This window comes from Proteus sp. G2609 (assembly GCF_963896135.1).
GTDB classification, from domain to species: Bacteria; Pseudomonadota; Gammaproteobacteria; order Enterobacterales; family Enterobacteriaceae; genus Proteus; species Proteus mirabilis.
The window spans coordinates 18,661-45,546 of sequence record NZ_CAWQNB010000002.1; the positions used below are offsets into that span (position 1 = coordinate 18,661).

The following is a 26,886-nucleotide window of genomic DNA, read 5'->3' on the forward strand; positions in this document are numbered from 1 at the left end:
TATTACTCGTCGCTATTCAAACCTGCGCGGTTTAATAAGAACTGCGACAGTAAAGATACTGGGCGACCCGTAGCACCTTTCGCTTTACCAGAGCGCCATGCCGTACCTGCGATATCTAAATGTGCCCAGTTATATTTGCTTGCAAAGCGCGCTAAGAAACAACCTGCAGTAATGGCTCCCCCTAAACGTCCACCCGTATTGGCAAGATCGGCAAAATTAGATTCAATTTGCTCATAGAACTCTTCGCCTAAAGGTAAGCGCCATGCGCGATCGCCCGCTTGCTCTGAAGCATTCATTAATTCATGGGCTAATGGGTTATGGTTAGACATTAATCCACTATAATGATGACCTAATGCCACCATACAAGCCCCTGTTAATGTGGCGATATCAATAACTAACTCAGGCTCAAAGCGCTCAACGTAGGTTAATGTATCACACAGCACTAAGCGACCTTCAGCATCCGTATTTAATACCTCAACAGTCTGGCCTGACATAGTAGTAAGAATATCACCAGGACGATAGGCTTTACCACCCGGCATATTTTCACAGCCAGCCAATACACCGATGACATTAATAGGTAGTTGTAACTCAGCAACGACGCGCATCACACCATATACTGTTGCTGCACCACACATGTCGTATTTCATTTCATCCATGCCATCAGCAGGTTTAATTGAAATACCACCAGAATCAAAGGTGAGCCCTTTACCAACCAGTACGATTGGACGGGATTCAGGATCTTGATTACCTTTATATTCAATAATCGACATTAAAGATTCATTTTGTGAACCTTGACCGACCGCTAAATAGGCATTCATATTTAGCTCTTTCATCTGCTCTTCACCAATGACTCGGGTAGAGACATTCGCGGATGAGTCAGCGAGTTGGCGAGCTTGAGAGGCTAAGTATGCCGCATTACAGATATTAGGTGGCATATTAGCTAAATCTTTACAGGCTTTGATCCCTGATGCAATAGCTAAGCCGTGGGCAATAGCACGTTCACCACTTGGTAATTCACGTCGAGTAGGGACATTAAAGACCATTTTACGTAATGGACGACGTAATTCGGTTTTATTACTTTTCAGTTGATCAAAGGTATAGAGGCAGTCTTTTGCAGTCTCAACCGCTTGACGTACTTTCCAGTAATTATTACGGCCTTTAACATGTAGCTCAGTCAGAAAACAAACTGCTTCCATTGACCCTGTTTCATTGAGCGTGTTAATTGTTTTCTGAATAATTTGTTTGTACTGACGTTCATCCAATTCACGCTCTTTACCACAACCAATCAGCAAAACGCGCTCAGAGAGAACATTTGGCACATGGTGCAGCAGCAATGACTGGCCGACTTTACCTTCCAGTTCACCACGGCGTAATAAGGCGCTGATGTAACCATCGCTGATTTTATCAAGTTGCTCCGCTATCGGAGATAAACGACGAGGCTCAAACACCCCCACGATAATACAAGCGCTGCGTTGTTTCTCTGGGCTGCCGCTTTTTACATTAAACTCCATGCGTTCTCCTGAATATTAAAGACAAAAACGGAAAGTATCGTTTAGAATAGTGATCCGCATTAATCTACCCCATAGAAAGTTTACTTTTTATGTTAAGCTAAATGCATTAATTGAACACAACTAATTTAGCTAACTTATAAGCTTGTTCTGATTGGGAACCTGTTTATAGCATGTTTTGATATCATTTGGGCTGCAAGAATGTCTAACTGAGATGCACAAATGATAGATATACAACGAAGTTAGCGATTTTCCTGCAAAAAGACAAGTTTTCACAGGCATAACTAGCGTGATTATAATTCGATATTTAGCTCGGGAAACCCTTAAAAGTCAGATAGCCATCTTATTTATCTTGATGCTTATCTTCTTTAGCCAAAAGCTGGTTGAAATTTTAGGGGCTGCTGTAGAAGGTAATATTCCTACAAACCTTGTGGTTTCTCTGCTGTGGCTGGGGATCCCCGAGATGGCACAGCTTATTCTACCATTAAGCCTTTTTCTTGGTCTTCTGATGACTTACAGCAAACTTTATGTTGAAAGTGAGATAACCGTCATGAATGCCTGTGGAATAGGTAAAAAAGCATTAGTGCAAGCAGCACTATTGTTGTCATTACTTACTAGCGTCTTGGCGGCAGGGAATGTGGTGTGGTTGATACCATGGTCGTCTGTACATCAAGAGCAAGTGCTGGAAGATGCAAAAGCCAATCCAAGCTTAGCGGCATTAATGGAAGGGCAATTTAAAATGTCCAGTGACCGTAATATGGTGCTTTATCTCGGTAGCGTAAAGGGCAACCAATTCCAAGATGTTTTCTTGGCTCAATTGCGTCCAACACAAAACCAACGCCCATCTGTTGTGGTGGCGGATAAAGGGTATACCAAAGAGCTACCAAACGGTAACCAAGTCGTGGTACTTAGCGAGGGTACGCGGTATGAAGGTACGGCGGTACTACGCGATTTTCGTATTACTGATTTTACCGATTACCAAGCGGTGATAGGCCATCGAGAGTCTACTATTAGCCGTAATCGCGTCGAACAAAAAACCATGAATGAGTTGTGGCATTCAACAGAGCCTGAGTCTATCGCTGAATTTCATTGGCGTTTAACCTTAATTTTCTCTGTGGTGATCATGGCGTTAATGGTTGTGCCGTTAAGTGAAGTCAACCCACGTCAAGGGCGAGTATTAAGTATGTTGCCGGCGATGTTACTTTATTTGGTGTTTTTCCTATTACAAAGCTCCTTGCGTTCAAGCGGTGAAAAAGGAAAAGTTGACCCACTTATTGCTATGTGGACAGTGAATGGGATTTATTTTGCTTTAGCGCTGTTATTGAATGCGTGGGATACCTTACCAATGCGCAAACTACGTGCTCGCTTTAAGAAAGGAGTTGCCTGATGTTTGGTGTATTAGATAAATATATCGGGCGTACGATTTTGCAATCGATTTTGATGACGCTATTTTTACTGGTATCACTGTCTGGCATTATCAAATTCGTCGATCAGCTGCGCAAAGTAGGGCAAGGTGATTTTACGACCTTAGATGCGGGGATTTATGCGGTTTTAAATATCCTCAAAGATGTGCAAATCTTCTTTCCGATGGCGGCCTTATTAGGGGCTTTATTAGGGTTAGGGGCATTAGCGACACGTAGTGAGCTGGTGGTGATGCAGGCATCGGGTTTTACTCGTTTGCAAATTGCCGGCTCCGTGATGAAAACCGCGATCCCATTAGTACTGTTAACGGTATTAATTGGCGAGTGGGGGGCACCGCAAGGTGAACAATATGCACGTAATTACCGTGCAGAAAAGATCATGGGTAACTCTTTAGTGTCCACTAACCGTGGAATGTGGGCTAAAGATGGTAATCAATTTATCTATATTAACCGTATTAAAAGCCAAAATGAGATGCAAGGCATTACGCTGTATAATTTCGATAATAATCGAAAACTTGAAACTGTGCGTTATGCATCCAGTGCCACTTATGATCCAGATAAAAAAGTGTGGTTACTAAAACAAGTTGAGCAATCTGATCTTACTTCGCCACAAAAAATCACGGGTAAAAAACAGGTATCTTTAGAGTGGCAGACTCGCCTAACACCTGAAAAACTGAGTGTTGTGGCATTAGATCCAGATGCCTTATCCATAAGTGGCTTATATCAATATGTAAAATACCTCAAACAGAGTGGGCAAGAATCAGCCAACTATGAGCTGAACTTCTGGAAAAAAATCTTTGCGCCTATTTCTGTTGCGGTGATGATGCTAATGGCGCTGTCATTTATTTTTGGCCCATTACGTACTGTACCTATGGGGCTGCGTGTGGTAACAGGAATAGCCTTTGGTTTTCTGTTCTATATAGTGAATGAAGTTTCAGGCCGATTAAGTTTGGTATATGGCATTCCTGCCGTAGTGGCAGCCTTAGTTCCTGGTATGCTCTTTTTAGTATTAAGTTTATGGTTATTAATGAGGCGTAATCGCTAAGTAGTATTAACGATTAACAATGCTTAAAGAAAAAGCGCCTTCAACAATCAAGGCGCTTTTTTATCTGTCTGTAAGTTGATTATTTCGTTTAAAAACTTTGTGCTAAAGAACGCACAAGGGCATTTGTACCTCGAGTCACTTCACTAAACTTGGTGCCATTAGCTTTACGGGTGATGACAACAAAAACACCGATATTTAATTCAGGAATGGTTGCCATATAGGTATTAAAACCACCGCCACCACCGGTTTTTTGGTAAATAGCAGGCACACCATTGGCAGGCGCCATATAAACCCATCCTAAGCCAATGCCATCCGCTCGCCCTGCAACATCCATCCCTTCAATAGAAGATAGTCGTTGGCGCGGAAAATAAATAGACTGCTCTTTACTGGCCGTCGCTTTTCTCATCGTATTATTTGAGTTTAAAAAGCCTTGCATCCAACGTTGCATATCTGCAGGCGTAGAATAAACACCCCCACTTCCGGCGGCGGCGATAGTTTCAGAACAAGGGCTGGGTCTATAACCAATTAATAATCGCTGACATTGTGTGCTACTTGGCGTTAACGTGGTATCACGCATTCCCGCAGGTTGTGTCACATACTGTTTTAATAGTTGAGGATAGTTTTTACCAGAGGCTTTCACTAATGCATCTGCTAATAAATCATAAGCCAGATTAGAATAAGAGGCAGATTGTCCCGCCGGTGTTGTTAAAGAGGCTTTTTTTAGCCAGTTCCAGCGATCGCCATGGGTTGGCCAAATAAAAACCGGTCTACCCCATTTTCCGCCGGGTTGTTCACGAGGAAAACCACTGGTATGGGTAGCTAAATGATAAAGACGAATAGGAGATTGATTGTTCACTAATGGAATATCGACACCATAATAACTATATTTTTGCAGAGGATCAGTAACCAACAACTTGCCATCATCTTGTAATTTTAACATCACTTCACTCGTCATTAATTTAGTAATAGAAGCAATACGTATTAATGAGTTCATTGACGGGGTTTGACGGCTATCGGGGCTTGTAGTACCAAAAGCACGATTAAGAGATTGCGTATTGTTAATCATGACAATCACCATCCCTTGAGGGTTACTCTTTTGATAAATCTGCTGAGCATACTTATCAAAAATCTCCCGACTATTATTCGCCTTTGGTGATAAGGTGGTTGGCCATTGTGACAATTCAGGCACATTATGTTGATTAAACTTAGCGGGTAACGTTGGCGTTACCGTTGCTCGTTGACTACAGGCATTGAGCGTAAGTAGTGCAACAGGAATGAGGAGATATTTTAGGAGATGTTTTTTCATTTTATGATCAACATAACGAGTAAGGTGAAAGAAAAGAGAACAAAATAAATCAGCCATAACATAAATGGATGATTGTTTTATCGCGTTACTTTTTGTTTTTATTTATCATTTTTAGTACAGCACCTAAAACAAGCCCAATAAAAATACCGGCCATGATCCAGCTAACAATACCCATACCATCCCCTTTATAGCAGATTTAAACCAAATTTTGATTATATTATCAGAAATAAGAATGTCTATCAGAGCAATAGTGGGTTAATGAAAAGTTGATGTAAAATAGGCTGAAGGACTTCTACAAAGAGATTTTTTGTGAAGTACATCATAAAAATCTTATTATTGGTTGTTTTTTGCACATAAAAAGGGTGAAAAAAACAGGAAAGTATTACAAAGGTGTTACAATCCCCCCTAAATTTTGCCTATTTTTACTTTATTATTAGCTTTTCTTTATTATTCGGTTAACAGTTGTTTATCAAATAAATGTTAATTAATGAATTTATATGCTTTAAATTGATTAATTTCTGGTTTTATATTCTAGATATATATTTAAATTATCCATTTTCAAGGTTTTTGTAAAGATACTCACTCTACGTGTTATACTTTGTAATACTTTAATTGTTGTGAAACATACAAATAAAACTTAATATAATCTCATCAAATCGACAGCTAAACACTAAATGCGAGTAAAGACATATTAACAAAATTAACAAGGGAAAATGGTCAAAGAGAAATAAAACATAACAAGATGAAAGGAAAGCGTATAAATAAAAAGAGAGTAAAACGTCGCCGTAATAAAATAATAATGAATTAATCATCAGTATAAATAAATCTATTTTAATAGAGGGCTTTTTATTTAAAGATAAGACTTTTATTTAACTAAGTATTATTATCTTAAAAAATAAAAATAGTTTAAATAACAGTAAGTAAATCAATAGATAGGCAAATAAAGCTATTTATTAACTATATAGTAAAGAAATAGTTAGAGGCTATCTATTTTAAATAACAATATATATTAAATATAACACTCTATTTAAAATAAAAATTCTTCCTTACACCAGGGAAGAAAAGGGCAGTGACATTAAAAAAATAACGATAGTCATAAAAATAAAATTAAGCCCTTAAATTGCAGTACCGTCGGATCAAAACACTAACCCAGTTTTGATCCTTTTTTTATATCTCGTTATATATAATTTAATATATCGATTTTATCTACTGCTCAGCTATAACGATGACAACAGAAGATAATCCATTATGCACAAATAAATGAAGTCAGTGTGCTAAGAGACTTAGGGATTGAGACTTGTTAAATTCAATGTTGCTTATCGATAGATGAATGTTACAAGTTTGCCCCATTCATAGAAGAACGATAAGATAAATGCACTTTTTTTCGCCAATCAAACTGAAAACCAACAATAATTGTTGCGAGGGTTCCTCACGCAAGTATAATGAGCCTGTTTTCCAAACACACTTCAGTGCCGGAGTGGCGGAATTGGTAGACGCAGTTGATTCAAAATCAACCGCCTTCGGGTGTGCCGGTTCGAGTCCGGCCTTCGGCACCATAAGAACATCAAGAGACGTCAACCGACGTCTTTTTTTGTATCTAAAATCCCAGTTTTACAAGGCTTTTCCCCACTTTTTAGTCTTCCCAAGTATACTAAGGTCAACCCACATCAAGTACCTGCTGTTGGTATATGTGTTGGTATCTCTCGATTCGATAATAGTTTGTACCAACAGAAGGAGATAAATCATGGCTCTTACTGATGCTAAAGTCAGGGCTGCAAAGCCTTTGGATAAATCGTATAAATTGACCGATGGTGATGGTATGCACTTGATGGTACATACCAACGGCTCAAAATATTGGCGTTTACAGTATCGCTTTGGCGGTAAGCAAAAAATGTTAGCTCTGGGGATCTATCCTGAAATCTCACTCGCAGAGGCCAGAGAGAAAAGAGATGCCGCCAGAAAGTTAATTGCTAATGGATTTGATCCAAGCGAGAAACGCAAAGAAGTGAAAGAAGAGCAACAAAAGGAATTTAATACATTCGAGAAAGTTGCTCGCGATTGGCACGCGACCAATAAGAAATGGTCAGAGGGTCATAGTAACCGAGTCCTCAAAAGCCTTGAGGACAATATCTTTGCGGCTATTCCACAATGGTTAAAAATAGAATCCGTTATCTTTCACACCCTCGACCAATTATGTCCTGACTATCACGGGGTTTTTGGTCGTTTTGTACTTTATCAAATCAAGGGGCTTACCTTTACCCTGATTTATCGGAAGAGCACATACTTTTAATCAACTCTCATAATAGGCATGAAGCGCAGGTTTCTCCTCAAGTGATGGGTATTGTCGTGTGTTTATTGGTTTCTAGTGTGTGGTCATTTAAAACAGAAAGAGAGGTGATGTGCGAACGTTTTTATCAACTACAGGATTTTGCTTCACAGCACCCTGAAGCAGAGGCCATCTTCTACCTGTTTGATTAATCTATTCTAAGTATTTTACACTTTCCTCTCACCCCTATATTCACCTCGTTTTTCTTATCTCTATCAACATTATTTCACTGTATTTAACGTATTTATCTAACTAATAAATTATTTAAGGAATTGATGATGAGGCGATTAGCCTCACGCTTTGGGCGTGCCAACAGTATTCGTCGTGACCGCCCATTAACGATTGAAGAATTATTTTGTACTGTACCCAGTGTTTTCTCTGAAGAAAAACATGAGTCGAGAAGTGACTGTTATACCTATATTCCCACTATTACCTTACTGGATAGTTTACAAAAAGAAGGATTCTATCCGTTCTTTGCTTGTCAAACACGAGTAAGAGACAGCAGTAGAAAGATGCACACCAAACACATGCTACGCCTTAGGCGCCATGACTAAATTACAGGTAGTCAAGTGCCTGAAATTATTTTACTTAACAGTCATGATGGCTCAAGCAGTTATCAAATGTTACCGAGCTTATTTAGAGCGGTGTGTCAAAATGGGTTAGTGTGCGGTGATACCTTCGGCGAAGTGTGTGTACCCCACAAAGGTGATGTTGTAGAAAAAGTAATTGAAGGAGCCTATGAGGTATTGGAAACCTTTGATTCGGTGGCAGAAAAGCGCGAACAGATGCTGTCACTATTGTTACCGCCACCAGCACAACAAGCCCTGGCACAAGCAGCTTTAACTTATCACTTTGGTGAAGAGCACCAACCTATTACCGAGGAACAAGTACTACAACCGCGTCGCTGGGAGGATAAGAAAGATGATCTGTGGACTGTGTACCAACGTTTGCAGGAGAATTTAATCAAGGGGGGATTGTCTGGGAGAAATGCAAAAGGCAAACGTGTTCGTACTCGTTCGGTGAATGATATTGATGGTGATATCAAATTTAATAAGGCACTGTGGGTGATGACAGAAAAGATGTATGAGTGTTTCTCTGGTAGAGAAATAATATAGCAATAGAATAGTAGTACATTGTTTTCACAAAACAATGTACTACTATCTATTTTATAACAATTTTATTTATTGGGTATCAAAGGGAAAACGAGATTGTTCCATAAAGTTGATCCGACTGGCATACATACCGAATTTTTTGTATTTATAACGGAAATATGCTGACATACGATCTTCATGCGTTGACATAATGATCTGGCGATCTTGGAATTCAGTACGCAGTAACTCTATAAATCCTGCTACATTAATTTCATCTAGCGTTTGGACAGGATCGTCTACAAGTAATAGAGAGTGTTTTGCGTACCGTTGGTTCAGCGCGAGCGTAAATGATAGCACTAGTGCTGAAAGCTGTCCTGAACTCATGGAAAATACCGCATCATGAACATGACCTGGTGTTTCATTGAAAGCAATTGAATTACCGTCATTTTCTATAAAAATACCTAGCCCTTGCTGATAATTTTGCATAAGTCGGCCAGAGTAGATATGAAAAAGAATCTCAATTTCTTTAACGATGGATTCAAGATATAATCTTTTCTCATTTTCATAGATTTCTTTTAGCTTACGTAGATGTGCTTTAAGCTTAGTAGATTTTTTAAATAGAAGCTCCGCTTTTTTGTACTCTTGTTCACGCTCTAAGATAAATTTAGAAGATGCAATTGCATGCTGTTGTCCCAGATAGATTTTTTTTGATTCAAGTCGTTGCGGGGTAACTTGTTTAACAGCTTGTGGATCGTTTTTAAAGATTTCACGATAAATCCTCTCGTAGTCATCAAAAATGCAGCTATCGTCTAAGGGTTTAAATTTTTTCCGAACCTGACGTTCTAGTTCGTCTGTTGCCTGCTGTGTTACAAGCTCGAAATTTTCAGATAGAAGATCCTGAATACTGATACCTGCGGTCTGAAGTTGTTGATAATAATTTTTCAGCCAATGGATTTGTACTTCAGTGAAGCTTGCGAGTTGACGCTTACGCTCAATGATCTCTTTATTTTGCTCCAGATAGAACTGCAGAGCAAGTTCGATGGGCTCCTGCCAGTTGTATCGGAAGCTTGCTAGCGCTTGTGTGAATTGATTATTTTGTTGAGCAGCTAAAGCTTCAAGTAATTTGCTCTGGCTTTCAATTCCTTCAATAAGTGTTGCTACAGTCGGCCAAGAATGCCCGCATGTCGGACAAATATTTGTAGGATCGCAATGCGATTGATGCTCCTTGAATGCATTTAATAATTGTTCACGTGTCTGTATCAGTTTTGCATGGCATTCCTGAACTTTATCTGTGGTGGTTAACAGCTGTTTAAGTCCTACGACCTGTTGCTGAAACTCCTCTGCCGTGATATTGGGTGGAAGGAGCAGCGCCAATGGAGCTGTAATCGATAGGCGATCCTCACTAATGGCCTTTATTATATCTTTGAAGGCATTACTTATTGCTAGTGCGGCATCAAAGCAAGCGACCTCTGCTACCCACTTTTCTATGTGTGCAAGAGGACGATAAAACATTAAAAGACGCTGTTGTAGTTCCTTTTTCGGTAGGAGTTTATTCACCAAGTCATTATTATAGAGTTGGTTTTTGTAATGTTCGAAATTACTTACAAATCGTCCTACTCGAAATAATTCTCCATCTACTGATAGCCACTGTTCAAATTGTTGGACATCAAACGCTACTATATCACGGTCCCATGGTTGATCCGTAACTTCAATAATTCTTTCATATGTGACAGAACTACCTGCAGGTAACAACTGGTGCTTAGCTGTTTCCCATTTATTCAGAAGTTGTTTCAGCTCATTTTTTTTCTGTTGATTACACAAATTTCCTATTTTGGCCGATGCTTGTTCAATGTTATCAATTTTGTCCTGAATTTCTCCAATATCAAAAAGATGTGCAATTTGACCCTGCCTGTCTTTTTCTTTTTGTTTTAATAACCGAGTATTTTCTTCTTGCTCGACATAATGAAATAATTCAAAATCACGCTTATATTGCTCACCAAGTAAGGCCGAAAGATAACTTTCCTCCTGTACAATGGCTTCACCCCGTTCGGCATTGAAGCTTACTAGTCTATAAAGGGATAAACTCAGATCAGCGATACCTTTATGTTCGTCTAGTGCGGCTTTACTGGCTGCTCTCTCAAGAAAATGACTCTGACCATCTACTACAATCTCTGCACGGATTGAAAGCCAGTCATTGTCGTTAGCTTGTTTAAATAACCAAGGACAGCCTGTTTTCAGGCGGCGTCGATCTACAGTTAGTTCTTCAAGCTCGATATAGCGACGGATTTTTCCTGTTAGCAAGAGCTCTATGGCATCAAAAAAAGATGACTTACCGAAACCGTTAGGGCCATCAAGAACGATGAGATGGTCACTTTCAAGCGTTAACTCAAGCCTTTCAAAAACTTTGAAGTTACGTACTTCTAGGCGTTTAATAATCACTTTCATAGCCGGCCTCAGATAATTTTTCATCCATTAAAGTTAATAAATCTTCTGGCAGCATATTCGGCGAGGAGATCTGATTTGCTAGAGAGTCAATAGCCGAATCTGTTGCAACCAGTATATTAGGATTAGTTGTCCGCAGGATCTTTTCTCGAATATTGCGTTCGAGGCTGGTTAGATCGGAAGTACCCGAGCTATTAATGGAGATAAAGGGAAGCTTTATTGCAATTCTGTATAATAGACTTTGCCAGCCTCCTTCTAGGTAGCGCATTTTATACTCAGTAAAGGTATCTGTGGCAGTAATTGATTCTTGAAAAATGGTTGTAAAGCCCTGAAGATCAATCTGCTCACGTAGTGCTTCGAATTCTTTGGTCGTGTAAGGAAGTACATGCTTTTTAAAGAAGTAGTAATCTTCTTCTATATGGTGAGCTTGCTTACTGGCGAGCACTTTGCTGCTGCTAGTGTTCCATACAATCAATAAGTTAATATTTTTTTCAATAGCAGGATCGACAGTAGCATTTTTGCATTTATGTAACCACTCAGCTTGACTTTCAGGGGTGATTGTTGGTTCATCATGGATTATTAGCCAATAATTTGTCTTTTTAGTACAATTATATTGGTATAGTGGTAAGTCTGTGGAGAGATTACGAGTCAAGCCTCTTGACTCAAATAGCTGTTCAATCAAGTTCTGCATCTTTCAAACTCTCAGGTACATTGTTTAAAGAAATCATAGCTATCTTCTTATAATTCCCTATGCGGTTTTCCTTTAGTAATTCGCGTTCAGGAGTATCAACTCCCTCCGCCGAGTCAATACCTACGATCACATTTGAGATTGAAGGTCTATCTATGGCGCTAGTGATAAGTGCACCAGATTCAAATAAGCACTCCACATCTTCGTTAATAGCCTGTTCCATGATGTCACGACAGATACTATCCTGATGTTCTGTAGCATGGTAAATACCTGTTGGATAATAAAAAACTCCTTCATTCAACCACGAAAATGTAACGGCAGAACTATCATTACGTGCAGCTTGAACTAGTTTCCAGAAAATCGTAAACATCCCAAGTCGCATTGCATCGCGATCGAGTGATTGGTCTTTAAATTCAAACAGTGTTTTAAAACGTCCCTTTTTATGCGGCATAGTTGCTCGTAGAAATGTCTTCATTCCCTCAGCATTCAGTGTAGTAATAGTAGCCAGATAGTCATCTAATTTTTGACATGCTGCCTGAGAGAGGCCGTCTTGGCGTTCGCAAAATTCTTGGTAGTACGTACCAATATCAATCTGTAGACGGCTAAGGAAGAATGCTTCATTCTCATACGGGGCATAATCATCAGCTTCGATTACGCGATACAGTTCTGAAAACTCGATGAACTCGCTGGCAGCGATTACAGTTTGATGACGAGTGGACTCGTGTATCTTGCTATGGGTCATAATGACCTTCGTATTTATCATTGCTTCCAGCGTGTTCTGAATATTGACAACAATATTATTTTTCCAGGAGGGTTGTCTTGCAATATTAATAAGTAGGTTGGAGAGTTCATTTCGAATAAATATGTCAACTTGGTTCAGCGGGCAAAATGATTGGGTGACATTACCGGCTTCATCGGGCGGAATGGGATAAGCATAAAATCTCACTGGTGTATAGTCAGCATCAAATGTTGCTGGGATATTTGTTACTGAGCGGGCAACATGAAAATAAGCGAGTGGCACTCTCCGCTGCCTCGCATTATCCCGTTGAGTCGTAATTCCATCACTGTAGGCAGAAAAATGCGTATCCTTGTACGCTTTGACCTGATGCATTGACAGGCATTGCTGGTGACGAAAAATCGCGAAGTCATCCTGACTTTCCAACTGCAGCTTCAAATCCCGATTCGCTTCATAGTCTGAGGACATCATCTTCAGACAATGGTACAGCGCCAACTTGCCCTGATAGACAAATCCACTCCACGTAGAAATAGCTGTGTGTGGAAAAACTTGAGGAGCTACTGCCATGGGATCCCTTATAAACATAATTAAACATTAGCTAAGATTCTATCTATATAGAGATTTATTTACTTTAAGTATATAACCTATTTATAAATATGACACTACAAAGTGTTGAGTTTAGGTTAGAACGCTAAAACTAGAAGATTATATATAAAATTTATTTACGTTTTAATCATTGTAAATTTAGTCACATAAATGCTTAAAGAAGTAAGATATAATTCGAAAAAGTGGTACTTTTGATATGTGATATGTACTCTCGAAGGTTTTAGCTAACTATGGGTATTTATGATTAATAGAGAAAGAAGTCATCGACAGAACTCAGCATTATCTGCTCGAAGAAATTTAGGATTAGAGAGTGTAGTTAAAGCAACCCCTGGTTTTTCATGCCAAGGAAAGGTTGGTGAATTTATTGACTTTTATCTTCGTTGTGAAGTTTTTGCTACAAAATTGCAATCTTTTTATCAAAAAGATAAAAATTTAAATAATAAAAGTGCATTAAATATAGGTACTTTAAGAAATGCTTTGGAACATTTTAACTTATATTTTAAATATGAGTCTTTAGATTTAATTTATAAGGGGGGGACTGGAAATAGAGGGAGCAAGAGTGCCAGACAACTTAGGAATGGTTATCTACATGGGTTGTCAGAAGCTGATAAAAATGAGATTGAGCAGAGATCTTCTGAATATGTAGAATTAATGAAGCTTTTTTTGCAACTTAGGTTAACGTCCTAGCAGATAATAAGAAGTATATTCAATCCTTATTCTGCATTCAAAAAATCTAGGGGTGTTAATGGAATGGCTACTATTCATTCAACTAAATGATACTATTTAGTGTTAAAACTATTATTTAGCAAATATACTCCTTGGTATCACCTATTTTATATTATTGATGAGTGCTACTTTGAATATTGAAAGCGATTAAATAATTTTAGGGTACGTAGTTGATTATAACGAATCTCCATTTTTTTAAAATGGTATGCTACAAGCATCGAGGAAAGCTTACAGTTCATAATTGGAAAGCAATCTATTACAAGTTCCGTATTTGATTTATCACAGTTATTAAGTAGCTTTCGAAATTTTAGTGCTTCTTTTCTGATCTCATTTATTGTTTTCATGGTTTTGACTTATTGGCATATATTAGGCTGATAAAGTATAAACCAAGTGCCGCCTTAATTTTTATATCTATCAATGCAATGTTTTCTATATGAGTACATTTACGGGTATAAAAATAAATACTAAAAATATATTATTTAAATTTCATGTTGTTAGCGTTGTTCTGCGAGTCCGGCCTTCGCACCATAAGAACATCCATGGATGTCAACAGACGTCTTTTTTATATCTGAAATCTTAAGTTTACAAGGCTTTTCCCCATTTTTCAGTCTTCCCAAGTATACTAAGGTCAAACCTACGTCCCTTTAAGCCGACAAACCATTGATATCTTAAAACAGATCTATCAATTCTGTGGTAATCATTCGCTAGTCTTTATCGATAATGACAATCCGAGAGAAAACACGGTAAACAATGCATTACGTGTAATGGGCTATGATACTAAGACAGAAGTCTGTGAACATGGTTTTAGAACAATGGCCTGTAGTTCGTTGATTGAGTCAGGCTTGTAGTCGAAAGATACAGTAGAAAGGCAAATGCGTCATTGCCCACTCCCCAAAAATGACACAGCTATAATTAAATTTTGCCCCAAAATTTCAGAGACCATAATGAAAAAAGTTCGTTTTGCTAAAACTCAAATTGTGAATATCTTAAAGCTCGCAGATTCAGGTATGATAGTTGACGATATTTGCTACCAAAATAGGATCAGCAATGGCATATACTAAAATTGAAAATAAAACTATGGCGCTATGTAATTCATTGAGGTTAACCATTAAAATTGCTTGAAGAGAAAATAATAATCTTAAAAATATTTGTAGAAGTCAGCCTCTAACACCATGCAATAAAAGAGTCTTTTGCAAAAAAGGTTGATATGGTCATTAGATTTTATATATCACTGTTTGTATTGTAATAACCGAGCCAAGATACAGTCTCTTTCTTGATAAGAGACTTATAAATATTGAGTGATATTGGTAAACACTTAACATCAACCCGCTAATTTTATAGCTTAAACACTTGCTCACGATGCCAATGGATAAATGTATCCTTCGGATGTTCTTTTGTGTTTTTAGGTAGGCCAATTACCTTATTTGAAAATTGCCAAAATAATTGCTCTACCATTTGATTACCATTCATACCGTTAGAAACTAATAATTTCATATTATCATCAATACTGATTGCGCCCATATCAAAGGCAGAGTGGTGTAATGCACACAATGCCAACCCATTATTGATAGTACATGGGCCGCCGAATTGCTTCCATTTTATCCAAAGCACCGTAAAACCCCGTCCTTCAGGTCGGGGATATAAGGCGCGGTTTTTTAACTAACATTTTAGCGGCAGGACATGCCGTGCTTGCCAGTGGAGGGAGGGTGCAGTCAGACCGCCCGTCGAAGCAGGAACCCGCCGAGGTGATTTAGACATCAGTCTGAACGCAGTAGGGATCCACGTCCTTTAGGGCGTGGAGGATGTCAAATGAGCGGCTTCTAGGCCAACCACGGCGCTATCATAACGTAGATTATAACCGCATATAGCACACTGATAATTGTAAGCACGTAAGATATTTTTTCTAAAAGTGGGATCTCGGTTTTGGCGAATTTCTTGTAGGGGAAAATCAAGACGGTTAGCAATAACTTCTTGTACATTATCAGGGAAGTGTTCACTTAAAATCTGTTGTGCTAGCTTATTGATTAAACTTGGCTTTTTTATAAGAAGCTGATAGCTTTCTTGGTCAAATCCACCTAACACATTTTGCTGAATTAATTTATTTTTCGATGGTTGTTTATTATCTTTTGATAGATCGCTCTCTTTTGGTAGTTGCAACTCCCAAAAACCATCGCGAACTAATCGCCAGAAAGGCAGATTTGGATAATGCTCACGGCGAGATGGGCCAAAATTCATCAATAATTCTAATAACTGTTGATGAATTTCATTACCATAATTAAATAGTCGTGGATGGCCTTTGCGGTACTCGGAAAGCGCTAATAAGAGTAACAGTGGTTTATGGGGCGCTCTGTTATCACCTTTACGCCAGATCGTGATATTAGATATTTTCTGTTGTAGGATTTTTTGAGTATACATGGGTATTTTAGATAATAAGTGAATGGCTGAATGATAGCGAATGCGAAAGTTTATTAATATAGTTACATAAAATCTTATTTTATAGAAGAAGTACAGAAATATGTTTAATTATTCATATCTGTTATAATAACATTGTTTTTTAATTTCTTTGCAACATCTTGATACTTAACGTAACAATAGTGATTTTAATGTCTCAAACATCTTCCTCACTCTATTAAATACAATATAAAAATAAAATGGTAAAGCTTCCTCTAATCGCTCATTTTTTTATTTTACTATTAAAAATGGTTTTATCTTTATTTTAAAGATTCTAATAGGTAAATCTGTTTTATTATAGAATAACAACCATTCTTACATTTTGTACTATTTTTAGTCGTATTTAAAAAAAAGCAAATCATAGACTCAAAATATCTATAAGTAAAAATAGCTAATTATTCTATTCTTTGAAATGCTTATAAGAAAGCATTTTTATGCTATGGTAATATTATAAGTAATATCATATTTGATATATTTTTATAAATATAGTTATTGGTGGAGATTATTTTTATCTTTAAATTTAAAATATATTTTTATTTATACATACAAGTATTAATTTTTTAACATTATATTAACTGTAAATTAGGCTTTTGTTTAGATAATAATCCTTATTAAGGTAAATTATTAAAATTTAATACTTAAAAAACGCATTTATAGGTATATCTATCTAAGTATTGTTACTACCGATCAATGCTTGTTTTTTGATAGCTGTTGGCTATCGTAATCTTTTTATTGATCGTTTTTATCAATTTGTACTAGAATCATCATTAAGGTTACCTGTCATTGAGGGGCGTATATGATGATCAATACAGTGGTAGGGAAAAGAATACAAAATAGAAGAAAAGAATTAAATATATCAAGTTCGAAAATTGCATTACAGTTAGGGATGACAGAGCAATATTATCTAAAATTAGAAAATGGTTATACTAAGATAACCGTTGATGAATTAATATGTATTGCGATTATTTTGAAAGTGTCACCACAAAGTTTATTACTAAAATCAACTGTTAGTCAGCAAAATAGGGATAGCCAATTAAATAATTATTATCACTAATAATATTATCACAATAGCGCTTTGTTAAAAAATACTCATATAGTAGTAGTTTATTGAGTAATATAGTAATGATAAGAAATTACTTTTAGGCATCTTTGATATTAAAATATAAGTATATATCTTTATTGAACGTCATAAATCAATAATTGATGATGCATATTTGATCGTTTTAAAATGTTTTCTATTACTACTCTATAGTGTTAATGCTTTGTTTTTATAGTATAAAATCAGGTCTAATGTTAAATGAAATAGTAATTAAAAGTCGTGATAGATGGCTAATCGTCACTAAAGTGAATTAATAATAACCCTCTATCTTATACTGATAGCATTTAACATCGCTGATGCGTTTTTATTTTCGCTATCTACTAAGATGTATAACCGATTTTATTATTTAGGATCACAGTGATGGTTTAATTATTAGATTTATTAGTCAGTTAAGCCACGATTTAATAACGTGGCTTTAGTTTTATATGAGTTATTTCGTTATTGGTAAAAACTCACGTCCATAAAAACAATGAGTTGCATTACCACGGATCACTCGGTGATGAGCTAGGTGTCTCTGGTTATTAAATGAAGCTTGCTGTTGGGATAGATAATGAGTTAGATGCCAAGCAATAAGCTGTTTCGCTAATTTTTTATTAGCATGTTGGCTTCGCTGAGACTGGATCTTGACGCTAATGCCTGTTGCAATATGCGTCGCTCTGACAGCTGAACTCGTTTTATTAACATGTTGTCCTCCGGGGCCATTGGCACGCATGGTTTCAAATAAAATTTCGGTGTCTTGGATTTCTTGTGGTGGGTCAAAATAAGCGATACCGATAAACCAATTTTTGCGTTTATGTTTAGGTCTTAAAGTACTTATACATTGCCATTGCACAGTGCCTGACCATTGTTGTGCGATAGCTTTAGCCTCTGCACCTTTAAGCGATACTAATACTGACTTTAAACCATAACGAGATGGCTCTTGCTCAAGAATTATCACATCAACTTGCCGTTGCTCTGTGACGGTTAGAAAATAATTCAATGTTTTTTCTACCGCTATACAGCATTCTTCGGGGCCTTGTGCTGAAGAAAATTGTAATAACATTATGCTATCTCCCCACTGGTTTTATAAGTAATAACCGGTTTTAAGCGGGCGATAACCTCAATTAAACCAAGACTCCTCATACTTTCTATAACAGTTTCAATTGATTTATACGATTGAGGCGCTTCCTCATAAATTAATTGTTTATTAGCACAAATAATACGGCTACCTAGTGCTGTGCGTGAGAGCTGTAATGGCGTAAATCGATGTGATAAACGGCCTTTACACTCAGTTCGCATCCACTTTCTACCCGCACCATGTGGTAGAGAATGAAGGCTTAATTCAGAGATAATAGGTTTAACGAGATAACTGTGATCACCACGTGAACCAGGAATAACCACAATATCGTGATGAGCGGGAGTCGCCCCTTTGCGATGTAACCATCCCTGTTGATTATATAATTCGCAAGGCTCTACCAGATTATGGTTAACATCAGTAATAACCGTTCCTTGTGTATGAATTTGTTCCATCATTCTATGGCCAATCAAGTGGCGATTGAGCTTAGCATAATTAAGAGCATGGTCATGGGCTTGTAAGTAGTCATTGGCAGCGTCTGTATTCGCGACCAATCCTTGATGGCCAAATTGCTCTGTGTGAGCACGTAAAATAGATTGCCCTAAACCACGTGAACCACTATGCACCAATAGCAATAATTGTTTTTTATTAATACCACTGTTTGTAAACAATGCTTGATTAATAACTTGGTCAATTTGTTGGAATTCAGCAAAGTGATTTCCACCACCAATAGAGCCTAATGAGTGAGCAAATGGATGATTTTGCATATCTGCAGGTAAATTATCTATCAACCATTCGATGGGCGCGATATCACTCATTTCGCTCAATTTTTTTTCTATTTTATCTAAATTGAGTTTGCTATGGTTAAATTCTGTTTGAAACAGTGTCATACCACAGCCAATGTCATTACCGACTAAAGCAGGGTAAAAACGGTTAACAGAAAAAAAAGCCGCTCCAATGGGATAACCACGACCGGGATGTAAGTCTGGCATGCCAGTGACATAAGCCATTTCAGGAAGTTGAGCGGTTGTTACTAGTTGTTGGATTGCTTTACTTTCAATCCAAGTTTTATCTGAGGCGATATAACAAACGCGATCAGATAAATGATGAACACACTTGTCCATATTCCAATCCATATATTGTAAAGGATAAAAAATAACGTGATTGGCGGACAGTAAAAAGAAAGGATTACTTTTGAGATTGTCCGCAAAGAGTATTCATATTTGTTGTTGTCATGGGATACCTCCTTGCAGTTCTGTGAAATGGAAAATAATAAATCAGGCGAATAGTAATCACTTTTTTTTACTTTAGCAATTAAAAAAGTAGCGTGATTTTTCTTTCTGTTTACCAAAAAAAGTAAATTAGGGAACAGTGAGATTTTTCTTTTGGGTTAATAAATAATTTTAACTGAGCTTTTTCGGCAATAGGCTTCGTAATCATCTGTTAATTTTCTATCGGTGATCACGACATCAAATTGCGCTAAATCGCCCATATTGCCTGTGGCAGTTTCATCGAAGGCATGGTATTTGGTGAGTAAGATCTTGCGAATCGATTTATCCATCGCTTTTCTCTTCATATGAAGATCATCGATGTTGTAGCAAGAAACACCAAAATCGAGGTGGACACCCTCTGCGGAAATAAAGGCTTTTTTCGGATTTATGTTATCAAGGTAACAAGGCTGGAGGGGATTATAAAATGAGTCGCTTTTAGGGCGATATTCGCCACCACACAGTAGTACGGTCGCATTTTTCTTTCGGCTTAATGCCAGGAAAACGCGGTGCGAATAACAAATACCAGTAAAGTGTAAACTCTCAGGAATAAGCTCAATTAATGTCGGAATAAGTTGGCCATTATCAAAAAATAGTACATCACCTTCAGACACCATGCCCGCAGCAAGATTAGGAATATGTAATTCTTGGGTTTGATCCGGAGTGATAATATCACTAGTCGATGTGATTAGGTTGCTATGAGGTTGTGCCAACGCGACAATATAGCCACCAAGCAGTGACATCGGATAGGGGTTTTCAACATCTGAACTGAGATCACGACGAATGGTCATTTCAGATACTTCAAGGATCCTCGCGGCATCTTTGAGATGGATGCGGCCTGAGCGTTTTATGCATTCGCTAAGGCGACGCAAACGTTCATGCTGTTTGGTCTCTATCACCTAAGGATCCTTCTATTATCGAATAGCGTATCCCATATAACGATACGCTAGGCTATTAGTAATTTGATTCTGGTGCATCTGAATCTGTTACAATCGCAACACTGGCACTTGCACCAATACGTGTTGCCCCCGCTTTGATCATCTTTAAGGCTGTTTGGCGATCACGTACACCACCAGACGCTTTTACGCCCATTTTGTCACCGACAGTTTGACGCATTAAAGCGACATGGTGTTCTGTGGCACCCATTGTACTGTATCCAGTTGATGTTTTAACAAAATCAACACCGACTTCGCAACACATTTCACAAACTAAACGTACTTCGTCGTCAGTTAATAGGCATGTTTCTAGAATAACTTTTAGTGTTGTATTTCCGCAAGCGGCTTTTACCGCGGCAATATCTTGTTTTACAAAATCAAAACGGCCACTTTTTAACATGCCAATGTTGATAACCATATCGACTTCTTGAGCACCTTGGCGAATAGCTTCTGCCGCTTCAAATGCTTTGGTTGCTGTTAAGCCTGCACCAAATGGGAAGTCGATAACACAACATACTTTAACATCACTTCCGGTTAGGCAAGTTCTTGCTAAAGGGATATAAGAAGTGTTAATACACACAGAGAAGAAACCGTGCTCAACAGCTTCAGCACATAATTGTTTGATTTGTGCTTCAGTTGTATCTGCAGCAAGTAGAGTATGATCGATATAATTAGCTAATGGACGCATAATCGTTTCCTTAAGAGAAGATTGTTATTTATCACTCATGTTAGTTTGGCAACATAATAGTGAGCTTTTAACGGGATAACAATCACAAATGATATTTAAATAACATGATATTGTTATATATCTATCTAAATGTAACTATTCTAACATTTTAACTTTTTCATTAGGGTGAGAGGGGCACTATGGATATCGCAGTGATTGGTTCAAATATGGTGGATTTGATCACCTATATAGATAGGATGCCAAAAGAGGGAGAAACCCTTGAGGCGCCAGCATTTAAGATTGGTTGCGGCGGGAAAGGGGCAAATCAAGCGGTTGCCGCTGCAAAATTAAATTCTAAGGTGATGATGTTAACCAAAGTGGGGGATGATATTTTCGCAGATAACACCATCATGAATTTAGAGTCTTATGGTATTAATACTCGTTATGTTGAAAAAGTGCCCGGAACCACCAGCGGTGTTGCACCTATTTTTGTTACCTCTCAATCATCCAATAGTATTTTGATCGTAAAAGGCGCGAATCAGCATCTATCTGCTGAAGATATCGATAGAGCCGCGGTGAGTTTAAAAAAATGTCGTATGATTGTGCTGCAATTAGAAATCCCGCTTGAAACGGTCTATCACGCGATTGAGTTCGGTAATAAACATCATATTCCAGTATTGTTTAACCCTGCACCAGCATCGAAAGCTTTAGATCTCACTATCGCCGCACAATGTGATTTTTTTGTCCCCAATGAGACAGAGCTGGAAATTTTAACGGGTATGCCAATTAATACGTTGGATGAAATTCGAGAAGCAGCCTACTTTTTACTCGAAAAAGGGTTTAAAAATATCATTGTTACATTAGGTGAAAAAGGGGCGTTATGGGTGAATGGGGAAATTGAGAAATATATCCCCGCCATTGAAGTTAATGCCGTTGACACCAGCGGTGCTGGAGATGCTTTTATTGGCTGTTTTTCTCATTACTATGTGCATACCGGCAATATTGAAGAAGCGTTAAATAAAGCGGTTATGTTTTCGGGTTTAAGTGTCACAGGAAAAGGCACTCAATCTTCTTATCCTAGTATTGAAGAATTTAGCGAATTTTTAAGCTCAGCAAAATAGCCATCAATGAGCCATACCTCTCACAGCTCTCCTGTTTAAAATCAGGAGAGCTTTATTATCAATAAGTTATCTTTTTTACATCGCGTTAAGTTTGTTTTTAGTTGAATGTTTTTACGGTATTGTGATTTTGTTCACAAAATAGTCATCAATAAGATTGAATTAAAATTTCATCAGATGTAATTTTAATTGAAATACTATTTCATTAAGGTTATTACAATGAAAGATGATGCATTGAGTTTATGTCTTCAAAATGAAAGTAACCAAGAGACCACACAATTTTCTGAGCTAAGTACCTTAGCGTTAGTTTCGTTAATTAATAGTGCCGATATCACCGTGGCCTATGCCGTAAAGAAAGAATTACCCGCAATCGCGAAAGCCGTAGACAAAATTTGTGAACGTCTACGTCAAGGGGGACGCATTTTTTATGTCGGCGCAGGAACAAGTGGCCGATTAGCGGTATTAGATAGCGCGGAATGTCCGCCTACTTTTGGCGTTTCTCCCTCACTGGTACAAGCCATTATTGCTGGTGGGCATGATGCTATGCTCCAAGCCGTTGAGAATATTGAAGATAATCAACAAGCTGCTATCGAAGAGTTGCAACGCCGTGAGGTAAATTCTAACGATGTCGTTATTGGTATCGCTGCCAGTGGTCGCACGCCATTTACAGTGGCTGCATTACAGTATGCAAAGCAGATCAATGCATTAACGCTCTCAATTACTACCCGCGGTAAAGGTATGATGAGTGAAATAGCCGATTTATCCATCGCGCCAGATGTCGGCGCCGAAGTGTTAACAGGCTCGACAAGAATGAAAAGTGGCACGGCTCAAAAAATGATCTTAGGCATGCTAAGTACCAGTGTGATGACACGTTTAGGTAAGGTGCATAAAAACCTGATGGTCGATGTGGTGGCCAGTAATGAAAAATTACAGCGACGTGCTGAAGGTATTGTGAGTGAAGTGTGTGGGATCACAACACAAAAAGCGGCGGAGTTATTAAAAATGGTGAATTATCATCCGCGAAAAGCCATTTTAATGTATGAGCTTCATCTGAGTGTAGAGAAGGTTGAGCAAATGACACAACGCTATCCTTACCACTCTTTACAACAACAGTTAGCCCTATTTAATGAATAACAATATCAGTCAATCCTCTGAACTCTAGCAGGCACAATTATGGCTAATAAAATAGAACATCTCGACACCTTAGCATCAGAAATAGAAAAACAGGCTGGTGGGTTTAGCAATATCGCAACCTTAACACATTGCATGACCCGTATTCGTTTGATCTTAAAAGATAGTTCGCTATTTAATACCGAAGCATTAAAACAAGTCGACGGTGTCAAAGGCGTGGTATTTAATGGCGAGCAACATCAAGTCATAGTAGGAATGGGAACGGCCGCCAAAGTTTATTCAATCATGAATAAACGTATGCAAAAAAACACAGATAATAGCGAAGAAACCCCTGCGTCAACACCAGTGAAAAAAGGGTTTTCCATTCGTCGTATGCTAAATACGTTGGCGGCTATTTTTGTTCCTACTATCCCAGCATTAATTGGCTGTGGCTTAATTATGGGGCTAATTAATATTATCCGTTTAGTGGCTCCCGGATTAGTTGATCAGTTTCCTGAACTCTTTAAGCTATTTAAACTGATCGGAAGCACCGTATTTGCTTATCTCTCTATTATGATAGGTATAAATACGGCTAAAGAGTTAGGGGCTTCAACCTCCATAGGTGCTGTTATGGCGGGATTATTAGCTATGCCGGGACTGGCTGATATCACATTATTTGGTGAGAAATTACAGCCTAATAGTGGTGGGATCTTCGCGGTCTTAATGGTGGTGGTATTTTCTTCAAAATTAGAACTATGGTTTCGCAGTATTGTAAAAGAGAGTCTTGATCTTATTTTAACCCCCTTTGTCACTATTTTAGTTTCTGCGTTAGTGGCAATTATGGTATTCCAACCTATTGGTCATTATCTGAATCAACTATTAGCGCAAGGCGTATCCTTATCACTATTAAATCATGGTGGCGGTGCGGTTGTGACAGGCGCAGCGTTAGGGGGCAGTTTTTTATTCTTATTACTAACCGGTCTACACCAAGGTTTAATACCGATCCACACTGAAATTTTAAATACCTTTGGGTTAAATTACCTATTCCCTATTTTAGCAATGGGCGGAATGGGGCAAGTAGGCTCTTGTTTCTGGGTTTATTTACGTACTAAAAACCAACGCTTAAAGAAAACGTTAATGGGTGCGTTGCCTGTCGGCATTTTCGGCGTGGGTGAGCCTTTATTATTTGGTGTCTCTTTACCTTTAGGTAAGCCCTTTATTGCAGGTTGTATTGGCGGGGCTGCGGGTGGTGCATTAATGGCTTATTTTCAGGTTGGGATCATTATTCCATTTGGTACTGCTGGGTTATCATTAATTCCACTGGTGGGGGATGGGCAGATCATCAAATTCCTTATCGCAGTATTGGGGGCTTGGGTTGTCGGTTTTATTGCCAGTATATTAATCGGATTTACCGATCCAGAAAAATAAGTCAGAAGAAGAAAAGAAAAAGGATAATAGAATGTCAACACTGACTAAGAAACTTGAAAATTTGCGCTTACAAGGCAAAGGGACAGAGCAACGTCTCGCCCACTATTTATTAGAAAATAGCGATAATATTGCCAGTATGAATGCCGCAGAATTGGCACAAAAAGCCGGTGTCAGTAGTGCTTCTGTTATCCGTTTTTCCCGTCAAATGGGGTATGGCGGTTATCCTGAATTTAAAATTGATTATCTCTCAGAGGAAAAACAACAAAAAAGCAGTAGTGATATTCTTTATGCCAATTTAGCCAAAACAGACTCGACTGAGCAGATTATTGCTAAAACAGGACATCTATTTACTACCGCCATTCAGGATTCGATAGCGTTACTGGATGCAGCGACGATAGATCTACTCGCTGAGAAAATGATCAGCGCTAAACGGATCGTTTTATTTGGTGTGGGCGCATCTGCGATCGTTGCGAGCGATATCTTCCATAAACTGATCCGAGTGAATAAAAACACCTTATTTAGTGCAGATCTCCATGCGCAACTTGCTTATTCAGCGAATTTATCCGCGGATGATTTGGCGATTGCTGTTACTGCAAGAGGTAATACTGCGGATATTAATCGAATGCTGAAAGCGGCAAAACAAGAAGGCTGTATCACAGTGGCTTTAACACGTTTTGGGCAAGATGAAGCTACGCGCTTAGCGAATTACACATTACCTTATTTTTATGATGAGCAACATTCACAATTGGGAGTGATCACACCGCAAGTATTGCAAATGGTCGCTTTTGATGTGCTGTTTTTTAAATATATGACACTGGCAAAAGGCTCAGCGGAAAAAGCGCTATTAAAAGGGCGACAAGCTGTAATGCAAGGAAATCAATAATGTTATTTATCACCATATTAGCTGTTGGTGCGGCGATTGGCTTAATTATTAGCACAACGGGGGTAGGTGGTGGTGTTATTGTTTTACCTATATTAACGTATTTCTTTGGTATGAATGCATTAATGGCGGTGGCAACCGCAAATTTACTTTCAATGTTGATGAAAGTGACATCCTCATATATGCATTTCCGTTTGGGGAATATTCCCTTTAAACGAGCCATGATAGTCCTTGCCATTATGTTGCCAAGTACTTTTTTAGCGAGTTTACTCGTCAATTATTTAGGTTCATTAGCGCAATATCAGCAGCAAGTTGAGTGGGGGATTAATGCGCTGGTGGTGGCTGCCATTATTTTTTCTCTCTTTTTGTTTATTCAAAGAATGTTTTTCTCTTCACCTGTGATAGCTAAACAGATAACCCCATTAGCGCCTCTTAATATTAAGGCACTGTTATTGCCGGCGATTGCAGCAGGTGTTGTTTTAGGTGCCACAGGGGTCGGTGGTGGTGTGGTGGTGTTACCTTTATTATTGCGTTACGCCAATCTATCGATAAAACAAGCGATAGGTACTTCGATTTTTACGACCACCCTATTATCAGGCTCTTCTGCATTAGCTTATATGCAAGATGGTCATACCGATATTCATTTAGCATTGCTGCTGTTTCTTGGCTCTTTGATCTCCATTCCTTTATCAAAATGGCTATTAATTAAAATGCCGGATAGGGTATTTCAGTATGCAACGTTGTTTTTAATTTTATGCAGCGCTTTCATGATGTTGGCGAGATTGTTTTAACTGATAACCATACTATGGCATTGCGTCGATTCTTTATTCTTTGTTGGTGTTTTTTTCTGGTTTTTTATGCTGTTACAACACGGAGTTACTACTTGGATTAACAAGTGATCTAGCTCTCGTTTTGAGCGGTGATAAAAAATAAACTGAAAAAAAAGGTTGTTAATTTATAGAAGTTATGTTTTTTTAGATA

At 38.2% G+C, this 26,886-nt stretch carries 18 protein-coding genes, 1 tRNA gene and 7 pseudogenes; 15 read left to right on the top strand and 11 right to left on the bottom strand.

The window, feature by feature from the left end; genetic code table 11:
• Positions 1-2: 2 nt before the first annotated feature.
• Positions 3-1,511 (bottom strand): leucyl aminopeptidase, encoded by a 1,509-nt coding sequence (pepA, locus tag AACV01_RS00130; RefSeq protein ID WP_004246183.1) that lies wholly within the window; start codon positions 1,509-1,511, stop codon positions 3-5.
• Positions 1,512-1,797: 286 nt separating this feature from the next.
• Between pepA and lptF the strand changes: the two genes are divergently transcribed.
• Entirely contained in the window at positions 1,798-2,895 is a 1,098-nt protein-coding gene (gene lptF, locus AACV01_RS00135) for an LPS export ABC transporter permease LptF (RefSeq protein WP_004249580.1), read from the top strand.
• Complete coding sequence (gene lptG, locus AACV01_RS00140) at positions 2,895-3,974, top strand: LPS export ABC transporter permease LptG (RefSeq protein WP_004246180.1); 1,080 nt, start codon at positions 2,895-2,897, stop codon at positions 3,972-3,974. The genes lptF and lptG overlap by 1 nt, the downstream gene beginning before the upstream one ends.
• 88 nt (positions 3,975-4,062) lie before the next feature.
• On the opposite strand, the gene ampH is transcribed toward lptG, so the two are convergent.
• Complete coding sequence (gene ampH, locus AACV01_RS00145) at positions 4,063-5,280, bottom strand: D-alanyl-D-alanine-carboxypeptidase/endopeptidase AmpH (RefSeq protein ID WP_202611842.1); 1,218 nt, start codon at positions 5,278-5,280, stop codon at positions 4,063-4,065.
• 1,471 nt (positions 5,281-6,751) lie between these two features.
• Between ampH and AACV01_RS00150 the strand changes: the two genes are divergently transcribed.
• From AACV01_RS00150 to AACV01_RS00165, 4 genes and pseudogenes are all read left to right on the top strand, one after another.
• Positions 6,752-6,836, top strand: a tRNA-Leu gene (locus tag AACV01_RS00150).
• A gap of 188 nt (positions 6,837-7,024) precedes the next feature.
• A pseudogene (locus tag AACV01_RS00155) lies at positions 7,025-7,423 on the top strand (Arm DNA-binding domain-containing protein); the annotation flags it as partial.
• Positions 7,424-7,545: 122 nt separating this feature from the next.
• Positions 7,546-7,758 (top strand): annotated as a pseudogene (locus AACV01_RS00160) (antirestriction protein); the annotation flags it as partial.
• Between the two features lie 126 nt (positions 7,759-7,884).
• Positions 7,885-8,721: pseudogene (locus AACV01_RS00165) on the top strand (DUF932 domain-containing protein).
• Between the two features lie 66 nt (positions 8,722-8,787).
• On the opposite strand, the gene AACV01_RS00170 reads toward AACV01_RS00165, so the two are convergent.
• The 3 genes from AACV01_RS00170 to AACV01_RS00180 are packed head-to-tail and all read right to left on the bottom strand — an operon-like array spanning position 8,788 to position 13,130.
• The gene (locus AACV01_RS00170) at positions 8,788-11,142 is read right to left on the bottom strand and encodes an AAA family ATPase (protein ID WP_161682267.1); all 2,355 of its coding nucleotides are present in this window, start codon (positions 11,140-11,142) and stop codon (positions 8,788-8,790) included.
• On the bottom strand, positions 11,126-11,830 hold the full coding sequence (locus tag AACV01_RS00175; protein ID WP_161682269.1) for an ABC-three component system middle component 1: 705 nt from the start codon (positions 11,828-11,830) through the stop codon (positions 11,126-11,128). Before AACV01_RS00175 ends, AACV01_RS00170 begins: the two co-directional genes overlap by 17 nt.
• Positions 11,814-13,130, bottom strand: coding sequence for an ABC-three component system protein (locus AACV01_RS00180; RefSeq protein WP_161682271.1), 1,317 nt, complete (start codon positions 13,128-13,130; stop codon positions 11,814-11,816). Before AACV01_RS00180 ends, AACV01_RS00175 begins: the two co-directional genes overlap by 17 nt.
• Positions 13,131-13,409: 279 nt before the next feature.
• On the opposite strand from AACV01_RS00180, the gene AACV01_RS00185 reads away from it, so the two are divergent.
• Positions 13,410-13,856: a hypothetical protein gene (locus tag AACV01_RS00185; protein ID WP_161682273.1), complete on the top strand. Its 447-nt coding sequence runs from the start codon at positions 13,410-13,412 to the stop codon at positions 13,854-13,856.
• Positions 13,857-14,533: 677 nt separating this feature from the next.
• Positions 14,534-14,740: pseudogene (locus AACV01_RS00190) on the top strand (integrase); the annotation flags it as partial.
• 490 nt (positions 14,741-15,230) lie between these two features.
• Here the strand turns inward: AACV01_RS00190 and AACV01_RS00195 are convergent.
• Positions 15,231-15,497, bottom strand: a pseudogene (locus AACV01_RS00195) (HNH endonuclease); the annotation flags it as partial.
• Between the two features lie 59 nt (positions 15,498-15,556).
• On the opposite strand from AACV01_RS00195, the pseudogene AACV01_RS00200 reads away from it, so the two are divergent.
• Positions 15,557-15,649: pseudogene (locus AACV01_RS00200) on the top strand (hypothetical protein); the annotation flags it as partial.
• A 52-nt stretch (positions 15,650-15,701) separates the two neighbouring features.
• Here the strand turns inward: AACV01_RS00200 and AACV01_RS00205 are convergent.
• Positions 15,702-16,310, bottom strand: a pseudogene (locus AACV01_RS00205) (phosphorothioated DNA-binding restriction endonuclease); the annotation flags it as partial.
• An 832-nt stretch (positions 16,311-17,142) separates the two neighbouring features.
• Here AACV01_RS00205 and AACV01_RS00210 point away from each other — a divergent pair.
• Positions 17,143-17,400: a helix-turn-helix domain-containing protein gene (locus tag AACV01_RS00210; protein WP_012368780.1), complete on the top strand. Its 258-nt coding sequence runs from the start codon at positions 17,143-17,145 to the stop codon at positions 17,398-17,400.
• A 475-nt stretch (positions 17,401-17,875) separates the two neighbouring features.
• Here AACV01_RS00210 and prfH read toward each other — a convergent pair whose 3' ends face one another.
• The 4 genes from prfH to deoC form a co-directional block, all read right to left on the bottom strand.
• Positions 17,876-18,487 (bottom strand): peptide chain release factor H, encoded by a 612-nt coding sequence (prfH, locus tag AACV01_RS00215; RefSeq protein ID WP_049217882.1) that lies wholly within the window; start codon positions 18,485-18,487, stop codon positions 17,876-17,878.
• Positions 18,487-19,623, bottom strand: a complete 1,137-nt coding sequence (locus tag AACV01_RS00220; RefSeq protein WP_049217883.1) for an RNA ligase RtcB family protein — start codon at positions 19,621-19,623, stop codon at positions 18,487-18,489. The genes prfH and AACV01_RS00220 overlap by 1 nt, the downstream gene beginning before the upstream one ends.
• Before the next feature lie 266 nt (positions 19,624-19,889).
• Positions 19,890-20,666: a DeoR family transcriptional regulator gene (locus AACV01_RS00225; protein ID WP_004246149.1), complete on the bottom strand. Its 777-nt coding sequence runs from the start codon at positions 20,664-20,666 to the stop codon at positions 19,890-19,892.
• Between the two features lie 55 nt (positions 20,667-20,721).
• Positions 20,722-21,390, bottom strand: a complete 669-nt coding sequence (gene deoC, locus AACV01_RS00230; protein ID WP_004246148.1) for a deoxyribose-phosphate aldolase — start codon at positions 21,388-21,390, stop codon at positions 20,722-20,724.
• Positions 21,391-21,569: 179 nt separating this feature from the next.
• On the opposite strand from deoC, the gene rbsK reads away from it, so the two are divergent.
• The 5 genes from rbsK (at position 21,570) to AACV01_RS00255 (ending at position 26,696) form a co-directional block, all read left to right on the top strand.
• Positions 21,570-22,490, top strand: coding sequence for a ribokinase (gene rbsK / locus AACV01_RS00235; RefSeq protein ID WP_004249546.1), 921 nt, complete (start codon positions 21,570-21,572; stop codon positions 22,488-22,490).
• 216 nt (positions 22,491-22,706) lie between these two features.
• Positions 22,707-23,621, top strand: coding sequence for an N-acetylmuramic acid 6-phosphate etherase (gene murQ, locus AACV01_RS00240; RefSeq protein WP_004249544.1), 915 nt, complete (start codon positions 22,707-22,709; stop codon positions 23,619-23,621).
• Positions 23,622-23,660: 39 nt separating this feature from the next.
• Positions 23,661-25,025, top strand: coding sequence for a PTS transporter subunit EIIC (locus AACV01_RS00245; RefSeq protein WP_046335042.1), 1,365 nt, complete (start codon positions 23,661-23,663; stop codon positions 25,023-25,025).
• Positions 25,026-25,056: 31 nt separating this feature from the next.
• The gene (locus tag AACV01_RS00250) at positions 25,057-25,908 is read left to right on the top strand and encodes a MurR/RpiR family transcriptional regulator (protein ID WP_004246144.1); all 852 of its coding nucleotides are present in this window, start codon (positions 25,057-25,059) and stop codon (positions 25,906-25,908) included.
• Entirely contained in the window at positions 25,908-26,696 is a 789-nt protein-coding gene (locus AACV01_RS00255; protein ID WP_004249542.1) for a sulfite exporter TauE/SafE family protein, read from the top strand. The genes AACV01_RS00250 and AACV01_RS00255 overlap by 1 nt, the downstream gene beginning before the upstream one ends.
• Positions 26,697-26,886 lie beyond the last annotated feature (190 nt).

What these genes read in the sequence shown, in the direction of transcription:
- pepA (WP_004246183.1), bottom strand. Translation starts at nt 1,511, where the DNA reads ATGGAGTTTAATGTAAAAAGCGGCAGCCCAGAGAAACAACGCAGCGCT.
- lptG (WP_004246180.1), top strand. Translation starts at nt 2,895, where the DNA reads ATGTTTGGTGTATTAGATAAATATATCGGGCGTACGATTTTGCAATCG.
- ampH (WP_202611842.1), bottom strand. Translation starts at nt 5,280, where the DNA reads ATGAAAAAACATCTCCTAAAATATCTCCTCATTCCTGTTGCACTACTT.
- AACV01_RS00170 (WP_161682267.1), bottom strand. Translation starts at nt 11,142, where the DNA reads ATGAAAGTGATTATTAAACGCCTAGAAGTACGTAACTTCAAAGTTTTT.
- AACV01_RS00175 (WP_161682269.1), bottom strand. Translation starts at nt 11,830, where the DNA reads ATGCAGAACTTGATTGAACAGCTATTTGAGTCAAGAGGCTTGACTCGT.
- AACV01_RS00180 (WP_161682271.1), bottom strand. Translation starts at nt 13,130, where the DNA reads ATGGCAGTAGCTCCTCAAGTTTTTCCACACACAGCTATTTCTACGTGG.
- AACV01_RS00185 (WP_161682273.1), top strand. Translation starts at nt 13,410, where the DNA reads ATGATTAATAGAGAAAGAAGTCATCGACAGAACTCAGCATTATCTGCT.
- AACV01_RS00210 (WP_012368780.1), top strand. Translation starts at nt 17,143, where the DNA reads ATGATGATCAATACAGTGGTAGGGAAAAGAATACAAAATAGAAGAAAA.
- prfH (WP_049217882.1), bottom strand. Translation starts at nt 18,487, where the DNA reads ATGTTATTACAATTTTCTTCAGCACAAGGCCCCGAAGAATGCTGTATA.
- AACV01_RS00220 (WP_049217883.1), bottom strand. Translation starts at nt 19,623, where the DNA reads ATGGACAAGTGTGTTCATCATTTATCTGATCGCGTTTGTTATATCGCC.
- deoC (WP_004246148.1), bottom strand. Translation starts at nt 21,390, where the DNA reads ATGCGTCCATTAGCTAATTATATCGATCATACTCTACTTGCTGCAGAT.
- rbsK (WP_004249546.1), top strand. Translation starts at nt 21,570, where the DNA reads ATGGATATCGCAGTGATTGGTTCAAATATGGTGGATTTGATCACCTAT.
- murQ (WP_004249544.1), top strand. Translation starts at nt 22,707, where the DNA reads ATGAAAGATGATGCATTGAGTTTATGTCTTCAAAATGAAAGTAACCAA.
- AACV01_RS00245 (WP_046335042.1), top strand. Translation starts at nt 23,661, where the DNA reads ATGGCTAATAAAATAGAACATCTCGACACCTTAGCATCAGAAATAGAA.
- AACV01_RS00250 (WP_004246144.1), top strand. Translation starts at nt 25,057, where the DNA reads ATGTCAACACTGACTAAGAAACTTGAAAATTTGCGCTTACAAGGCAAA.
- AACV01_RS00255 (WP_004249542.1), top strand. Translation starts at nt 25,908, where the DNA reads ATGTTATTTATCACCATATTAGCTGTTGGTGCGGCGATTGGCTTAATT.